Source organism: Pseudoalteromonas sp. Scap03, from assembly GCF_013393115.1.
Lineage (GTDB): Bacteria > Pseudomonadota > Gammaproteobacteria > Enterobacterales > Alteromonadaceae > Pseudoalteromonas.
Window position 1 is genome coordinate 2,320,325 of sequence record NZ_VDEU01000001.1, and the last position, 16,970, is coordinate 2,337,294.

Sequence of the window (16,970 nt, forward strand, 5' to 3'; positions counted from 1 at the left end):
TGTTTTTCACTGGCTTTTTTATACCTATTAAATGTTATTTTATTAATATGTTTTCCTAGTTTGCCGTTGTTCTGTCATAATAGATGGCTGTGTGTTTTTATTAACTTTAGAGTGATTATGGTTGGTCGGCGAATTAGTGATGAACAATTAATTGAAATCATTGAAGCGGCGATTTTCGTGGCAGACAAGCCCGTATCAAAACGTCATCTTAAGGACACGGTTTTAAACGACTTAGCAATTTCTATGGCGCGCATTAATGATGCTGTAGAGGCCATTCAAATTCACTATCAGACGCGTGGAATACGTTTAGTTGAGGTAGGGAGTGGCTATCGTTTTCAAGCGTGCAGTAGTTTAAGCCCATGGTTGAGTAATTTATGGCAAGAACGTGCGCCTAAGTACTCGAGAGCTTTACTCGAAACCCTGTCGCTAATTGCCTATAAGCAACCCATTACCCGTGGTGAAATTGAGCAAGTACGGGGTGTAGCAACTGGCTCAAATATTATTAAAACTCTGCTTGAAAGAGAGTGGGTTAAAGTAGTTGGGCATAAAGAAGTACCCGGTAAACCGGCACTTTATGCAACGACTAAACAATTTTTAGATTATTTTTCGATAACGGGACTTCATGATTTACCCGCATTGCCAGAGCAACAGCAAAGTAAAATTACCCAGTTATTAAGTGATCCTTCTGTGAGAGAACCATCCAAATGAGTATACAAGGTGAAAAGTTACAAAAAGTCCTAGCCCGTGCAGGGGTAGGTTCACGCCGTGAAATGGAAAAATACATCGACGCTAACCGCGTGAGTGTAAATGGTAAAGTGGCGAAATTAGGTGACAGGGTTGAAGAAACCGATTTAATTCGTGTGGACGGTCACACTGTTAAAATTGAAGAAAAAGCTGACAGAATTTGTCGTGTGATTATGTATAACAAGCCTGAAGGTGAACTAAGCACCCGTAAAGATCCTGAAGGGCGTAGAACTGTATTTGATCGTTTACCCCGTATTGATGGTGACCGCTGGATAGCGGTAGGGCGATTAGATGTGAATACGTCAGGGCTAATGCTTTTTACCAATGACGGTGAATTAGCGAATCGCTTAATGCACCCGAGTTACGAAGTTGAGCGCGAATACTCCGCTCGTGTATTTGGTGAAGTGACTGACGAAACGATGAAAAACTTACTTCGCGGTGTAGAGCTTGAAGATGGTCCGGCTAAATTTACCGGCATAAAGCCTATGGGCGGTGAAGGAATTAACCGCTGGTACAACGTAACACTTAATGAAGGTCGTAATCGCGAAGTTCGTCGTCTATGGCAATCACAAGATGTGGAAGTATCACGCCTAATTCGTATACGCTACGGTAAATTAGAGCTTGATAAGCGTGTACCACAAGGTGGTTGGATTGAGTACGATTTAGACACAGTTAACTACTTACGTAAAACAGTTAAACTTGGTAAAGAAACGCAAACTAAGCTGTCGGTTATCCCTGAAAAACGTAAAGATAAGCGCGCTAAAATAAATCAAATTCGTAAGGCGGTTAAAAAGCACAATCAACGTGTAAAACCGACTAAACGTAAGTAATTACGCTACTAAAAAAACAATAAAGCCGCTTTTTATAGCGGCTTTTTTACGTTTAAAACTAAATATTATTTTTTAACTTGTGCGTCTAACGATTGGCCATTGATATCTTTTGAGTCATCGCTCATTAAGTACAGATAAGTTGGCATTAGATCTTCAGGTGTCGCGAGTAAATCTCGATCTTCGCCCGGGAATGCGCTTGCACGCATTGACGTACGGGTTGCACCTGGGTTGATACAGTTTACACGGATTGGCGTTTTTTCAACTTCACACGCCCATGTCTGCATCATACCTTCTACTGCAAATTTAGAAATTGCATATGGTCCCCAAAACTCTCTTCCTTTGCGACCCACACCCGAAGAAGTAAATACTACAGATGCACTCTTTGACTTTCGCATTACAGGGAATAGCGCTTTAGTGATCATCGCTTGTGCGGTGACGTTTACTTTCATCACATTTTCAAATGTTGATGAACAAAAATGTTCTAACGGCCCTAAAGTACCTAAAATACCTGCGTTATTTAATAGTCCATCTAAGCGGCCAAATTGGCTCTCGATAGTTGCAGCTAAATCACGATAGTTTTGTTTAGTTGCACCTTTTATATCCATAGGCACAATAGCGGGCTGCGGGTAGCCAGCATTAATGATTTCGTCATACACACATTCTAATTTATTAGTTGTTTTTCCTAATAAAATAACGGTTGCACCATGTTTTGCATAGGTAATAGCTGCGACACGGCCAATCCCATCACCTGCGCCTGTGATCAAAATTATTTTGTCTTTAAGTGCGTTTTCAGTTGCTTGATAGGTATGCATAAAAGTACCAATGTTTAAATTTTTATTGATTTTAACATAGCAAATCGACAAGTAATCGAATTTATTGCAAATTTAGGTGGCGAAACCAGAAACTTTAAGTTAGATTTAACTGGTCTAATGTCTCATTAATATACTAGCTACATTAAATTAACTTAATTACACTGACTATAAACACACTATAAAAATAAGATTTGTGCGGAGAACACTATGAAAAAAATGCTACTCTCGCTCTCAGTTGCAGCTGCATTAGCAGGCTGTGGCGGCGGAGAAACGTTAGAAGATGTTAAAAAAAATTCAGTTACAGTTATTCCTAAAGCGACGGTAAAATTTGACCCTGCAAATGGTGTTATTTCGGTTCCTAATGATTTATTAATGAGTGGCACCCTCGATGGTACTATAAATATTCCAGGGGAGTTAAATAGCGAAAATGTTTCTATCCCTAGAACTGCCTATGCAGATCCGCAACTAGCAATAGGAGCACTTGATGGCTGGTCTACTCAAGTGCCATTCAAAATTGATCTAACCTTTCCACCGGGCATTAGCCTTGATGAAACGTCTGCAGCTTCACCAGGCTCTGTACGTATTTTTGAAGTTATCATGGGTGCAAGCCTAACTGATGCCGAATGTTCGCAAGCACCAGCCGGTGCAGCATGTAAATTAGTAGGCGAATTGACCTTTGGCGTGGACTTTGTAACCCAAGCTTCTGGTGACGCAGTAGCTATTGTCCCACTTAAGCCTTTTAAAGCCGGTAGTTCATACATTAATGTGTTAACGACTGGACTGAAAGATTCAGAAGGTCGCTCGATTGAACCATCTTCAACTTATGCCACTGTTAAACAAGAAGCGCCTTTAGTAACGCCATCACAACTTGCGCTGCAAGGGGCTGTTAATAGCTACGAAAACGTAGTGGTTAGCTCTGGTGATATTACCAAAGACGATATTATTTTTTCTGCTGCCATGACAATGCAATCAGCAGGACCAGTGCTTGGCACGATTAAAAAGGTTTTAGCAGCAAGCCTAACAGAGCCAACAATTCCAACTCCTGCGTTGCAAATTCCAACTCAGCCAATGGCTAACGTACAACAAGCTTTTGCATTGCAGGGTGTTACCGTGCCCGATATATTCCAAGTTGCACAATATCAAAAAGGCAGCATCCAGCTACCTATGTATTTAGGTACACCTACGGGTAAAGAGATCAGTGATCTAAATGATACTTACTGGCAAGGTATGTGTGACAGTGCCGTTGCTATTTTAGGTTACAAAGCGCAAGCTGGTGAAGCGTTCCCAACCGATCCCATTAGCACTAACGATGCGATGTGTGCTGCTTTGAGTGATGGACAGCTTCGTGATTTAGGGCTTGATAGCACTAAACACTTAACTAAATATAACTCACTTCCTAAAATGCAAAGCATGGCGAATGTGCCAGTACAAATTACCAAGCCAATTTTACCGGTTGTTAATGCATACCGTTCAGGTTTAGGTTTAGAGCCATTTACTGCTATGCCAGCAGGTGGTTGGCCTGTAGTTATTATGCAACATGGTATTACCACGCAAAAAGAAAGCATGTTGACACTAACAGCGCAGCTTTCATTACAGGGTTTTGCCACAGTTGCAATTGATCATCCTCGTCATGGTGAGCGTGGTGTAGATGTTGATGTAGACGGTAACGATGATTTTAACGCAACAACAGGCTCTGTACTTAGCTACATGAACTTGAGCTCTTTACTGGTCGCCAGAGATAGTTTACGCCAGTCAAGTGCTGACTTACTTGGTCTACGTTTAGGCTTAAATTTCAGTGGTGACAGTTCACTAAATTCTACTGATGTATCTTACATTGGCCATTCACTAGGCTCAATTGTAGCACCTGCATTTATTGCACAAACGAATAGCCCATTAGCCGAACAAGTAGATCCATTATTTAAGGTTAACGCTGTAGCATTAGCAAGCGGCGGCGGTGGTATTGCTAGCTTCTTGTTAGAATCAGCAGCATTTGGACCATTTATTCAAGGTTCTGTGCTTTCTCAAGCAGGAACTGCTGAAGCTGATGAGTTTAATGCATTCTTAAACGCTGATGCTTTATCAAACTGTGGTGCTTTGTTACCAGACATGCAGGACTTCTTGAGCTGTGGCTTTAATGAGTTTGCAGCATCGCTAACTATGGCGGGTGAAACTGATAAACTAGCTAATATAAAGGGCGTAATGACGCAGTTTGTATTTGCAGCACAAACAGCATTAGATAGTGGCGATCCTACTAACTATGCTGCAACGGTTAAAGCACTAGAAACACCTGTTTACATGAATGTTGTGGTAGGTGATGGCACAGAGAATAACAAGCCAGACCAAGTTATTCCGCCGATGACTGCCAGCAATCCAATTGCAGGTACTGTTCCTCTAGCTAACTTTATGGGGTTAGAAACGGTGAGTACAACTCAAGCGCCAACAGAGATGGGCTCTAGCTATTTAGTTAAATTTAACACAGGTCATCATGGCTCTGTGTTAACACCGGCGCAAGATGAAAGACAGTCGACTACAGTAGCGGGTAGCGCAGCAGCAAATGCAGAAATGCAATTGCAAATTGCAACTTACCTAGTATCACGTGGACGTTTATTATCTGTATCAGATACTGATATTGTGACTAATTAGTAGCCAACCACTCAATTAAGTCTAAAAAGCCACTGTTAAGTGGCTTTTTTTTGCTTTAAAGCATGCTAAATTGACTGAAATTTATAAACGGAGAATACAGTTGGAATTTTTATACGAGTACGGTTTGTTTTTTGCTAAAACCATTACCTTTGTTATTGCTATCGCTGTCATTTTAACCTTAATTGTAAGCTCGGCTGTTAAGCCAAAAGCAAAAAAAGGTGAGATTGAAATTGATGATTTATCGGAGCAACTTACCAATATAAAAGAAAGTTTTTTAAATAATACGCTAGGTAAAAAAGAGTTAAAAGCCTATCAAAAGCAACAAAAACTAGAGCAAAAAAAAGCTGAAAAAGATGAGCCTAAATCACGACTCTACGTTATTGATTTTAATGGTAGTATGGATGCGCATGAAGTAGAAAGTTTGCGCGAAGAAGTGACTGCGATTATTTCAATCGCGGACCCTAAAAAAGATAAAGTGCTAGTTCGTCTTGAAAGTGGTGGTGGCGTGGTACATGGCTACGGGTTAGCTGCATCACAACTACAACGTTTTAAGTCAGCTGGTATTGAGTTAACCGTATCAATAGACAAAGTTGCTGCTAGTGGTGGCTACATGATGGCCTGTGTGGCAGATCATATTATTGCCGCGCCGTTTGCAATTGTTGGCTCTATTGGTGTGATTGCACAAATTCCAAACTTTAATAAAATCTTGAAGAAAAATGATGTTGATTTTGAACAAATTACGGCGGGCGAATTTAAACGTACGCTAACACTTTTTGGTGAAAATACCGATAAAGCCCGTGAAAAATTTCGCGAAGAGATAGAGCAAACCCATGTGTTATTTAAAACCTTTGTGAGCACACAGCGTCCCAGTTTGAATATGGACTTAGTGGCAACGGGTGAACATTGGTTTGCAACCCAAGCGATTGAAAAAGGCTTAGTTGATACCATTAAAACCAGTGATGATGCCTTACTAGAGCAGCAGCATCAGCATCAAATATACAAGGTGCAATATAAAATTAAAAAAGGGCTAAGTGATAAGCTTGCAATAGGGCTCAGCCATGGTGTGAATAAGGCAGGAGTGAGTTTAATGTCAAAATTTAAGGCGTTAAACCCTTAATAATTTCATAGCTTATACATAATAAAAAAGCCTTGTTACTTAATGAAGTAGCAAGGCTTTTTTTATAACTTAAGATAGAAGCTGTTAATCAATTGATTTGTGATAGTCTTCTAAATCTTTAGCTGCATTAGGGTCGTTGAAAATACTTTCATCTAGTTCACCCTCACTTTTAGCCACAACACAGGTTACCATACAGTCGCCTGTTACATTTACTGCGGTTCGGGTCATATCAAGTAGTCTATCAACACCTATTATAATTGCGATTCCTTCAACCGGTAGGCCTACTTGGTTAAGTACCATGGCCAGCATAATTAAACCAACGCCAGGAACACCCGCTGTGCCAACCGAGGCAAGCGTTGCTGTTAGTATTACCATTAAGTAATCAGAAATAGTTAAATCAACACTAAATACTTGAGCAATAAATACCGTAGCCACACCTTGCATAATTGCAGTGCCATCCATATTAATGGTTGCGCCTAAAGGTATAGTAAATGAAGCGACAGAGTTATTAGCCCCTAGCTTCTTCGTTGCAGTCTCAAGGGTGATAGGCATAGTTGCGCTGGAACTTGAGGTACTAAAAGCAAATAAACAGGTGTGTTTCATTTTAGCTAAGAAAGTAAGCGGGTTTAGGCCTGTAAGTATTTTTAGCAGAAGAGTGTAGTTTACGAATGCATGTAATAACAGGGCTAAAACAACCACGCCAAAGTACTTAGCTAAGCTCACAATTAAGTTAAGTTCGATGGTAGTAAATAACTTAGCCATTAAGAAAAATACGCCGTAAGGAGCAATATTCATTAATAAAGTAACTAGTTTTAAGATAACGGTGTTCAAGTCTTCAAATACTGTTGCTACACGTTTGCCTGCTTTACCGCTAAGTGCCATTGCAATACCAAATAATAAAGCAAACACAATAACTTGTAGCATATTTCCTTTGGCCATTGCTTCAAATGGATTGGTTGGGAACATATCAATAATAACGCGAGCTAAAGTAGGCGCTTCTTTTGCGTCGTAGCTTGCTTGCGAAGGTAGCCCAATCCCTTCACCTGGGTTAAATAGTAACGCCAGTGAAATTGCTACTGTGATTGCGATCGCTGTGGTAACCAAATATAGACTAATCGATTTTCCACCTAAACGACCTAATTTTTTAGGATCGCTTAAACTACAAGTACCGCACACAAGCGACACAAAGACGAGGGGAACAACTAGCATTTTTAAGCTAGCTATAAATATTTGTCCACCTACATGGAAAAGGCCATCAACAAAAAAGGCTTTAATTGGCAAAGAGAATAACCCAAGAGGGATTAGGTAATCGTCTTCACCAGCTAATATAGCCTGAAATATAAAGCCTACTGCAACACCAAGAACCATACCAATCATGATGCGAGTAGTTAAACTCATCGAACGGATTTTAGACATATTTCCAATCTATTTTTTATAAATTTGGCATAGACTAACAGCATGTAATTTTTTTTACAGAAAAAACGTCAACTTTTTTAAAAATTTTTATCGCAAAAAGAAGTAAAAAACTGAGATTTTAGACTAAGTTATAGGTTAACATTAAGTAAATAAGTTTAACTTAGTAATAGCGCATTGGAGAAACATATGCCTTTAACCCGTTTGCTTAGCATTATATTGCTCAGCTCATTACTCATCGCTTGTGGCGGTGGTGGCTCACTTGAGAAGACAGGAACCGTTGGTGGGGATACTGGAGGCGACAATGCCGTACTAGATACCCAAGTTGAACTTAATTTTGAAGATCGTATCGTTACCGCTAACAATCCGCTTGAGGTCGTTGCGACTGTAACTGACAGTGATGGACAACCCGTTGTTCGTCAAGAAGTTAGTTTTACTACAACACTTGGTTCTTTCATACCTGCTACAGCAAGCGCATTAACAAATACAAGTGGTGTTGCAACTATAGAGCTCAGTGCAGGCAGTGTTGAAGGAGCAGGAACCATTGTTGCAAGCTACGAAGGCTCAACAAGCAAGCTCGGTTTTTATACCGCCGGTGACGAGCCGCAATCTAACGACGATGCTGCAAATATTGACATTAAAATCTTACAAAACTGTCCTGATAGTTGGTTAAATATAGATAGAGATTCTTTTGAACTTGATCCATCAGATTGTTCGCAAAATAGTAATTTACTGGGTCAGCAAGCGATTGTTTATGCAAAAATCACAAAACCTGGTAGTAATACGCCAGCCAGCAATGTGTTAGTTCAAGCGACAACCACGCTAGGCATTTTATTACCTGAAAGCTTAACGGCTAAAACTGATGCGTTTGGTGTGGCTATTTTGAATTTATTGCCAGGCAGTAGCTCAGGTGTTGGCCAAGTTGAATTAACCGCACAGGGCGGAGTTGCGAGTGCTTTATTTGAAATTAACGCTGTTCAAGTAAATGTAAATCTAAGCGCAGGTATTGCTACCGGTGATGTACTATCTGCCGGCTCTACCACGATTATTACGGCTCAGATTGTAGACGGTAGTAATAATGTATTTACTACCCCGCTGGAAGTGCAATTTACTTCTGCTTGCGCAGAAGAATCTACCCCCAGAGCCACTATCGATAATGTGGTAACGAGTATCGGTGGTACGGCAAGTGCAACATACAAAGCTGATGGCTGTAATGGTATAGATACGATTACCGCGACCGTAGTTACAGGTGGTAATGTTGCAACAAAAACCATAAACATCAATGTAGCTGCGGCTCAAACAGGTTCAATTGCGTTTATGGGGGTGACTAATCAAGTATTAGCTATTAAAGGAGCGGGCGGTCAAACCTTGACTGAAAATTCAGAGCTCACCTTTAAGCTCTTAGATGTAAATGGAAATCCAGTGGGTCAAAAGCAAATTGATTTTGCACTTTCACAAAACCCAGGTGGTGCTCTATTAGATAGCGCATTTCAATTTACTAACAATGAAGGTTTAGTGACTGTAAACGTTCGCTCAGGAAAAGCTGCTGGTATTTTATCTGTGATTGCCTCACATCAGATTGACAGTAGCGATACCTCACAAAATAGTGTGATCTCTATTGTCTCTAATGACATTACTATTACGACTGGTGTTCCAGATCAGGATAGTTTCACGCTTGCAGTGCAAACCTTTAATACCGAGTCATTAAACGAAGCTGGGGTGACTACAGACTTAACCGTATTTGCAGCCGATCATTTTAATAATTTTGTACCAGATAACACGGCAATTTATATTGCCAGTGAAGGTGGTGCAGTTGGCACTATTGATGATGAACAATTTACACCTTTATTACTTTGTCGCACCATAGACGGTTTGTGTAAAGCGCAGTGGCGTAGTCAAAACCCAATTCCATACCATTACAGCATTTACAATAATTCTGTTGCAGATAAATGCGACCGTTATTTTGGACAATCTGCACCTTGTACTTTAGGTATCAGAGAATCACAACTCGACGCAAATGGTAACTTAATTAATTATTTAGATAGCAATGGCGATCCAATTGCGCTAACTGATGCGCCTAATAACGCGCCAATTGATTATCCACTTGGTGGGCGTGTTAGCTTACTTGCTTATTCTGTGGGTGAAGAGTCATTTAATGATGTATCTGCCAACGGTGAATTTAATCAAAACGAGTTTGACTCAACTTTACAAGATTTACCTGAAGCCTTTATAGATTTTAATGAAAATGGGGTGTTTGATGGGAATTTACCAGCCCCAACAAATCCTGTGGATTCTAATGGTGGTGAAGATGAGTGGTATGTGGAACGCTCAGGTGCACAAGATAATGGCCAGTATGACAGTGGTGATGGTATATACAATGGCTTACTATGTAGTGATGAAGCCCTAGCTGCAAATGCATGTACCCGTGAAACAGTTAATGTGCGCGCTCGTTCAGAGTTAGTTATGTCAGGTAGTACACCTTACATTAGAGCTGTAACGGCTTTAAATAACTGTAGTTTAAGCGATGGTATTCGCTTAGAAGCTTCTGATATGGCAGGTATGTGCGACATAAACCTTATTGATATTAGCAATTCAACACCTTACAGCGCGATTTCAGTGACTATTTTCTTCAGTGACATTCATAATAATCCACTACCTGCGGGTACTACAGTGAGCGTTACTGCCGACAATGGTGTATTAAGAGGGTTAACAGATTACACCGTGGTTAATACTGCACAAAAAACGCCAATCTCTGTCTCAGTTAATATTACTAAAGAGGCTGAGCCAAATGATGTTGATTCTGGGTTTTTATACATTGAGTTTGAAACGCCTGGTGGTGTGAAAACACAATATACCGTGATGTCGATTTTAGACGAACCTAAGGTTTAAAATATGTAAAGCATAAAAAATGCCAACCAATAAGGTTGGCATTTTTGTTTCTATTCTATATATTCCACATCAATTATTCAAAAAACGCTGGTTTGTTTAAATTAACAACAGAAATTGTTTGTTTATTCAGTAAATACTGAAAAGTTTGTATTAAAAGCTTGTAAGAACTAGTGTTTGTAGATATACCTATAAATATTCGCGCCGCATGAGTCGGCTAAACACATTTAAAAAACTAGGTTAGAAATAGGCAACTATGGGCAAATCGCTAGTAATTGTAGAGTCACCTGCTAAGGCTAAAACAATTAATAAATACTTAGGTAATGATTTTATCGTTAAGTCCAGTATTGGGCACGTACGAGATTTACCTACATCAGGATCAGGCAAAAACAAAGTACCAGCAAGCAAGACACCTGCTGAGGTTCGTAAAATGCCACCTGATGAGAAAGCAGCGTATAAACAGCAACGTGACTATTCTAACTTAGTCGCGCGTATGGGCATTGATCCCGAAAAAGGGTGGGAGCCACATTACGAAGTATTACCGGGTAAAGAAAAGGTTGTTCAAGAATTACAAAAGCTTGCCCAAAATGCTGATCAAATCTATCTCGCAACGGATTTGGATAGAGAAGGGGAAGCAATTGCTTGGCATCTTCAAGAAATCATTGGTGGCGAACCTGAAAAGTATAAACGCGTCGTGTTTAACGAAATCACTAAAAATGCAATACAACAAGCGTTTGAAACTCCGGGTGAATTGAACACCGATATGGTTTTTGCACAGCAGACTCGTCGTTTCCTAGACCGTGTGGTTGGTTTTATGGTCTCGCCATTATTGTGGGCCAAAGTTGCACGAGGTTTATCTGCAGGACGAGTTCAATCTGTTGCAGTGCGTTTATTGGTAGAACGCGAACGTGAAATTAAAGCGTTTATTCCTGAAGAGTTCTGGGATATTCATGCAGACGTTAAAAATAGCGAGTCAGACTTACGTTTAGAAGTCACTAAACAAGCAGACAAGCCATTTAAGCCTGTAAATGAGGCACAAGCTACAGCAGCAGTTAAAAGCCTTGAGAATGCCGAATATAAAGTTGTAAGCGTTGAAGAAAAACCAAGTAAGAGTCGCCCAAGTGCGCCATTTATTACTTCAACCATGCAACAAGCCGCCAGTACTCGACTCGGTTATGGCGTTAAAAAGACCATGATGCTTGCGCAGCGCCTATATGAAGGTGGTTATATTACCTATATGCGTACCGATTCAACTAATCTATCAAAAGATGCGGTTGAGATGTGTCGTGAGTATGTGACCAATGAGTTTGGTGCAAAATATTTACCTGCTGATCCAATTAACTATAGCTCAAAAGGCAATGCGCAAGAGGCGCACGAAGCGATTCGTCCTTCTAGCGTATCGGTACTTTCAGGGCATGTTGAAGGTGTTGATGCCGATGCTAAAAAGCTTTATGAGCTTATCTGGCGTCAGTTCGTGGCTTGTCAAATGGTGCCTGCTGAATACGACTTAACCACATTAACCGTTGCCGCCAATGATTTCACATTAAAGGCAAAAGGCCGTGTGCTTCGCTTTGATGGTTGGACAAAAGTACAGCCAGCAGTGCGTAAAAAGAACGAAGAAGATCAATCACTTCCTGCTGTTAAGCAAGGTGAAGTTCTCACCTTAGTTGAGCTTGATCCTAAGCAGCATTTTACCAAGCCGCCAGCACGTTTTAGTGAAGCGAGCTTAGTTAAAGAACTTGAAAAACGTGGCATTGGCCGTCCTTCAACTTACGCGTCTATTATTTCGACAATACAAGACCGTGGTTATGTACGAGTTGAAAATCGTCGCTTTTTTGCTGAAAAAATGGGTGAAATTGTTACCGATCGCCTAGTTGAAAACTTTACAGATTTAATGAACTTTGACTTTACCGCTAAAATGGAAGGTCGTTTAGATGATATCGCCGAAGGCGAGCGTGTTTGGACGCAAGTTCTCGATAAGTTTTATGCTGATTTCTCAACCCAGTTAAACATTGCTAAAGGCGAACCAGATGAAGGCGGGATGCGTCTTAATCAAATGGTAGAAACCGATATTGACTGTCCAACCTGTGGCAGAAAAATGGGCATTCGTACTGCTTCAACGGGCGTATTCTTAGGCTGTACAGGTTATAACCTGCCACCTAAAGAGCGCTGTACTACCACTATGAATTTAGTGTCGGGTGATGAAGCGGTTGCAGCTGATGTTGAAGACGTTGAAACAGAAACATTAATGCAAATGAAGCGCTGTCCTATTTGTGAAACAGCGATGGATTCATACCTTATCGATGAAACCCGTAAATTGCATGTGTGTGGTAATAACCCAGCATGTCAGGGGCATGTTGTTGAAGAGGGTACCTTTAAAATTAAAGGCTACGACGGCCCTATTATCGAATGTGATAAATGTGGCGCTGATATGGAATTAAAATCAGGCCGATTTGGTAAGTATTTTGGTTGTAACAACGATGAATGTAAAAATACACGTAAGTTGTTAAAAAATGGTGAAGCTGCGCCACCAAAAGAAGATCCAGTTCATATCCCTGAATTAGAATGTGAAAAGTCTGAAGCGTATTTTGTATTACGTGATGGCGCGGCTGGTATTTTCTTAGCTGCAAATACGTTCCCTAAATCACGAGAAACACGTGCTCCTAAAGTAGAAGAGTTACAACGCTTTAGAGATCGTATTTCGCCTAAGTTTTACTACCTAGCTGATGCACCAGCCAAAGATCCTGATGGCAACCTTGCTGTTGTGCGTTACAGTCGTAAAAACAAAGTCCAATATGTGATGACTGAAGTTGATGGTAAAGCAACTGGTTGGACGGCCCATTACGAGGGTGGTAAATGGGTAGAAGAGGCTAAGAAAAAAGCTGCGCCTAAAAAGAAAGCTGCAGCTAAAAAAGCGCCAGCTAAAAGTAAAGCTAAAGCCAAACCAAAAAAAGATGATGAATAATTAATTATTCATCGCTTTAATAATAAAAACCCGGAACGCACAGCCTGTGACAGTTCCGGTTTTTTTTGCATTATCAAACCTATCGCAATGGCATTTTTAATCTGACTTTTTATTTTACAGAGTTAAAATGTAACCAATTTAGGTTTGAACTGCTCAATTATTCATTAAATCTTAACAGCAGTGACTTTGTTATAGCCTTCAGATGTTAGTTCATCATTCACACACTTTAAAACATAGTTATAAATTGCTTCATCGCTTACGTCGTCTTCTTTAGCCCAGCTAATACACATTTCTGTGAACTCTTGAATCGTTTCGGCTGAAGCGTCTGTAGTATCGCTTGTAACTGCATTTGCAGCTGATAAAACGAAAAATGGTGCAACGATTAACGCGAGTAATGCTTTATTCATTTTCTTATTCCTAAAAATGGAGTAACAATCGAATTATGCATTCAAATAATGCATGCATAAAACAAGTGTAACCAAGCCAGAACATCTCTGTTGGTAAGTTGATTTTTAATCACAATTATCACAAAGGAAAACGAAATATTTTTATCGTCAGGATAAGCATATTGTGTACCTATCTTTTATTTTAAGTGATTGTGTTACAGCTAGATTTGAGCTAATGTCGCGTTTTAATTTTTAGGTGCCCCTATGTCAGAGCCTCACACAAATAATACAAATAAAAAAATACATCCTGTTCATAAAGTAGAGCATGCGCTTGAGTCGTTTATATTTAAAGGACGCTGGTTACTTGCCCCATTTTTTGTCGGCTTATTATTTGCTGTGGTTTTATTACTTATAAAGTTTTTTAAACAGCTATATTTGATGGGGATAGCGACGTTTACTGCTAGTAATCAAGAGTTGTTGGTTGGTATATTAACGTTAGTTGATACTGCTTTGTTAGCAGGGTTGCTGTTGATTATTATTTTTAGCGGCTACGAAAACTTTGTCTCTAAGCTTAATATCGAAAATCATGAAGACCGCCCAGTATGGATGGGCAAGGTCGGGTTTTCTGGTTTGAAAATGAAGCTGATCAGTGCAATCGTGGCTATTTCAGCTGTTGAGCTGCTTAAGGTATTTATAAGCTCTGCCTCTCATTCTAATGATGAACTACTCTGGAAAGTGCTAATACACGTTACGTTTGTGGTATCAGGTGTACTATTTGCTTTTACTGATTATTTAAATAGTAAAACAATTAACCACTAAAAATTTGCTATAAAAAACCCGAGCAATGCTCGGGTTTTTTATTTGTAATAATGTAAATACTAATTGCAGTTGGCGTAATAACTACCAAATGGCTCAACGGTCAGTGTTTTATTATTAAGCTGCGCGTTGTAATGAGAAAGCGTGTTATGTTCTTTTTCAACACTAACATCAATAACAAGCTCTGCTTTTGCCCCGCTTAAATTGAATACACACAACATCTTTTCTTCGTTTAATGTGCGGTAAAACGCCAAAATTGGCTCGGCGGTTTGTATAAACTCAATATCACCTTCAAGTAATACTGGCTGGTTTTTACGCCAGGCCATAAATTCACGGTACGCGTTTAATATTGAGTTTACATCATTCTCTTGTTCAGCAACTGCTTGTAGCCTGTGTTGTTGATCAACAGGTAACCACGGTTTTACCTCACTAAATCCTGCATTGTGTGCATTGCTTTGTGAGTTATCTAGGTTCTCCCAAGGCATTGGGGTACGACAGCCATCACGACCTTTAAAGTTTGGCCAAAAAGTTATGCCGTACGGGTCTTGTAAATCTTCAAACGCAACGCTGGCTTCACCGAGTCCGAGTTCTTCACCTTGATACATACACACGCTGCCACGAAGTGAAGCGAGTAGGGCGGTCAACATTTTACATTGCGCTGGGTGTACCTCTCCCGTTTCACTCCAACGGCTAGCAACACGTTCTACGTCATGGTTGCTAAATGCCCAGCAAGGCCAGCCTTCAGTCATGCATTGCTCAAGTGTAGTAACGGTGTTTCTTATATACTCGCTCGAGTAATCATCCGTTAATAGCTCAAAGCTGTAACCCATGTGCAGTTTATCGCCACCTTGGGTGTATTCTGCCATTGTGGCTAATGAATCTTCAGATGAAATTTCACCCAGTGATACGGTACCAGGGTACTTGTTGAGTAAAGTTCGAATATCACGCATAAACTCTATGTTTTCAGGCTGGGTATTATTGTAGTAATGGTACTGAAATGCATACGGATTATCTTCGCTAAAGCCACGGCCTTGACGTTTTTCTTTTGGTTTAGCTGGGTTATCACGAAGCAAAGCGTCATGGTAGCAAAAGTTAATTGCGTCTAACCTAAAGCCATCCACGCCCTTTTTAAGCCAGAATTCAACATTATCTAGAACGGCTTGGCGAACATCGGGGTTATGAAAGTTAAGATCAGGCTGTTCAGTAAAAAAGTTATGCAAGTAGTATTGTCCACGACGCGGCTCCCATTGCCATGCACCACCACCAAAAATAGACAACCAATTATTAGGTGCTGTGCCATCTTCTTTAGCATCGGCCCATACATACCAGTCGGCTTTATCGTTAGATAAGTCTTCACGGCTATCAATAAACCATTGATGTTGATCTGAGGTGTGGCTTAGCACTTGGTCAATAATAATTTTAATGTCGCGTTGATGTGCTTGTGCAATTAACTCATCAAAATCAGCTAAATTACCAAAAAGCGGGTCAATATCACGGTAGTCACTAATATCATAACCAAAATCTTTCATAGGCGATTTAAAGAAAGGTGAGATCCAAATAGCATCTACCCCTAAGCTTTTAATGTAATCAATACGATTTATTATTCCTTTTAAATCACCAATGCCATCGTTGTTGCTATCTTGAAAGCTACGCGGATAAACCTGATAAATAACCGCACCTTTATACCATTGCTTTTGGGCCATGCTTTTCTCCGTTTTCACACTGTCTTTGTGTTGTTCTTTTTTAGAGGTAATAATCCTCGTTTATTTTAAAAAGCATACTTGAAGCCTGTCATGCTGTAAAAATCCTGCATACGTATGCACCTATTTCAAGGCATTAAAACAAGATGTACAAATCATTAAGGCAAGCGTTTTGGGCCGTGGATTATTCTTATTTTACTTTACCAATTCTAATATTGAGTTGTTAATTTATTGTTTGCGCCATGTAGGTGCGTAAAAACAAAGGTGTGCACTGAGTTGGTGTTTTTTAGTATTGGTCTTACCAATTTAATTTGAATAGATAGTGTGTTTAATAATAAATTAAAAAATAAAATCACTTTGTTTCACTTTATTGTCGTTTTATGAATGGCTTATTTCATAAAAAAATAAATACAGGTTAACGTCAAGCTCATAAAGTATAATTGCACCAAAATAATCCATTGTAAAACAGTTGCTTACATGTTTGTTTGTAAATTTAATGTTAACTTTGGCTGTGTAATGCTATTTTGAATACGTATGCATAAAGTTGTTAATAAAATAATACGAGCGTTAATATTCATCCTGACAACAAAATAAGCTCGCATGTTTAACTATCACTTAAACAAGTAAGCGGGTATCACATTATGGGTAACGGGAAAAC

11 protein-coding genes are annotated in these 16,970 nt (G+C 39.8%); 7 read left to right on the forward strand and 4 right to left on the reverse strand.

What is annotated here, in order from left to right; genetic code table 11:
- Window positions 1–117: 117 nt before the first annotated feature.
- Both scpB and rluB read left to right on the forward strand, forming a co-directional pair.
- Window positions 118–708, forward strand: coding sequence for an SMC-Scp complex subunit ScpB (gene scpB / locus FHG08_RS10570; RefSeq protein ID WP_138604871.1), 591 nt, complete (start codon window positions 118–120; stop codon window positions 706–708).
- Window positions 705–1,574 (forward strand): 23S rRNA pseudouridine(2605) synthase RluB, encoded by an 870-nt coding sequence (gene rluB, locus FHG08_RS10575; RefSeq protein WP_008110001.1) that lies wholly within the window; start codon window positions 705–707, stop codon window positions 1,572–1,574. Before scpB ends, rluB begins: the two co-directional genes overlap by 4 nt.
- A 65-nt stretch (window positions 1,575–1,639) precedes the next feature.
- On the opposite strand, the gene FHG08_RS10580 is transcribed toward rluB, so the two are convergent.
- Window positions 1,640–2,386: a YciK family oxidoreductase gene (locus tag FHG08_RS10580; protein WP_178955931.1), complete on the reverse strand. Its 747-nt coding sequence runs from the start codon at window positions 2,384–2,386 to the stop codon at window positions 1,640–1,642.
- A 207-nt stretch (window positions 2,387–2,593) separates the two neighbouring features.
- On the opposite strand from FHG08_RS10580, the gene FHG08_RS10585 reads away from it, so the two are divergent.
- Window positions 2,594–5,029 carry a VolA/Pla-1 family phospholipase gene (locus FHG08_RS10585; RefSeq protein WP_178955933.1) on the forward strand — a complete coding sequence of 812 codons (2,436 nt, stop codon included), beginning with the start codon at window positions 2,594–2,596 and terminating at the stop codon, window positions 5,027–5,029.
- Window positions 5,030–5,129: 100 nt separating this feature from the next.
- Window positions 5,130–6,146 (forward strand): protease SohB, encoded by a 1,017-nt coding sequence (gene sohB / locus FHG08_RS10590; RefSeq protein ID WP_138604868.1) that lies wholly within the window; start codon window positions 5,130–5,132, stop codon window positions 6,144–6,146.
- Window positions 6,147–6,230: 84 nt separating this feature from the next.
- Here the strand turns inward: sohB and FHG08_RS10595 are convergent, their stop codons facing one another.
- Window positions 6,231–7,562, reverse strand: coding sequence for a dicarboxylate/amino acid:cation symporter (locus FHG08_RS10595; RefSeq protein WP_178955935.1), 1,332 nt, complete (start codon window positions 7,560–7,562; stop codon window positions 6,231–6,233).
- 186 nt (window positions 7,563–7,748) lie between these two features.
- Between FHG08_RS10595 and FHG08_RS10600 the strand changes: the two genes are divergently transcribed.
- Both FHG08_RS10600 and topA read left to right on the forward strand, forming a co-directional pair.
- Window positions 7,749–10,448: an Ig-like domain-containing protein gene (locus FHG08_RS10600; protein ID WP_178955937.1), complete on the forward strand. Its 2,700-nt coding sequence runs from the start codon at window positions 7,749–7,751 to the stop codon at window positions 10,446–10,448.
- A gap of 253 nt (window positions 10,449–10,701) precedes the next feature.
- Window positions 10,702–13,410 carry a type I DNA topoisomerase gene (gene topA, locus FHG08_RS10605; protein ID WP_013464804.1) on the forward strand — a complete coding sequence of 903 codons (2,709 nt, stop codon included), beginning with the start codon at window positions 10,702–10,704 and terminating at the stop codon, window positions 13,408–13,410.
- 164 nt (window positions 13,411–13,574) lie between these two features.
- Here the strand turns inward: topA and FHG08_RS10610 are convergent, their stop codons facing one another.
- Window positions 13,575–13,817 (reverse strand): hypothetical protein, encoded by a 243-nt coding sequence (locus tag FHG08_RS10610; protein ID WP_178955939.1) that lies wholly within the window; start codon window positions 13,815–13,817, stop codon window positions 13,575–13,577.
- A gap of 243 nt (window positions 13,818–14,060) precedes the next feature.
- Between FHG08_RS10610 and FHG08_RS10615 the strand changes: the two genes are divergently transcribed.
- On the forward strand, window positions 14,061–14,615 hold the full coding sequence (locus tag FHG08_RS10615) for a TIGR00645 family protein (protein ID WP_138604863.1): 555 nt from the start codon (window positions 14,061–14,063) through the stop codon (window positions 14,613–14,615).
- A 59-nt stretch (window positions 14,616–14,674) separates the two neighbouring features.
- Here the strand turns inward: FHG08_RS10615 and FHG08_RS10620 are convergent, their stop codons facing one another.
- The gene (locus tag FHG08_RS10620) at window positions 14,675–16,315 is read right to left on the reverse strand and encodes an alpha-glucosidase family protein (RefSeq protein WP_178955941.1); all 1,641 of its coding nucleotides are present in this window, start codon (window positions 16,313–16,315) and stop codon (window positions 14,675–14,677) included.
- Between the last annotated feature and the right edge of the window lie 655 nt (window positions 16,316–16,970).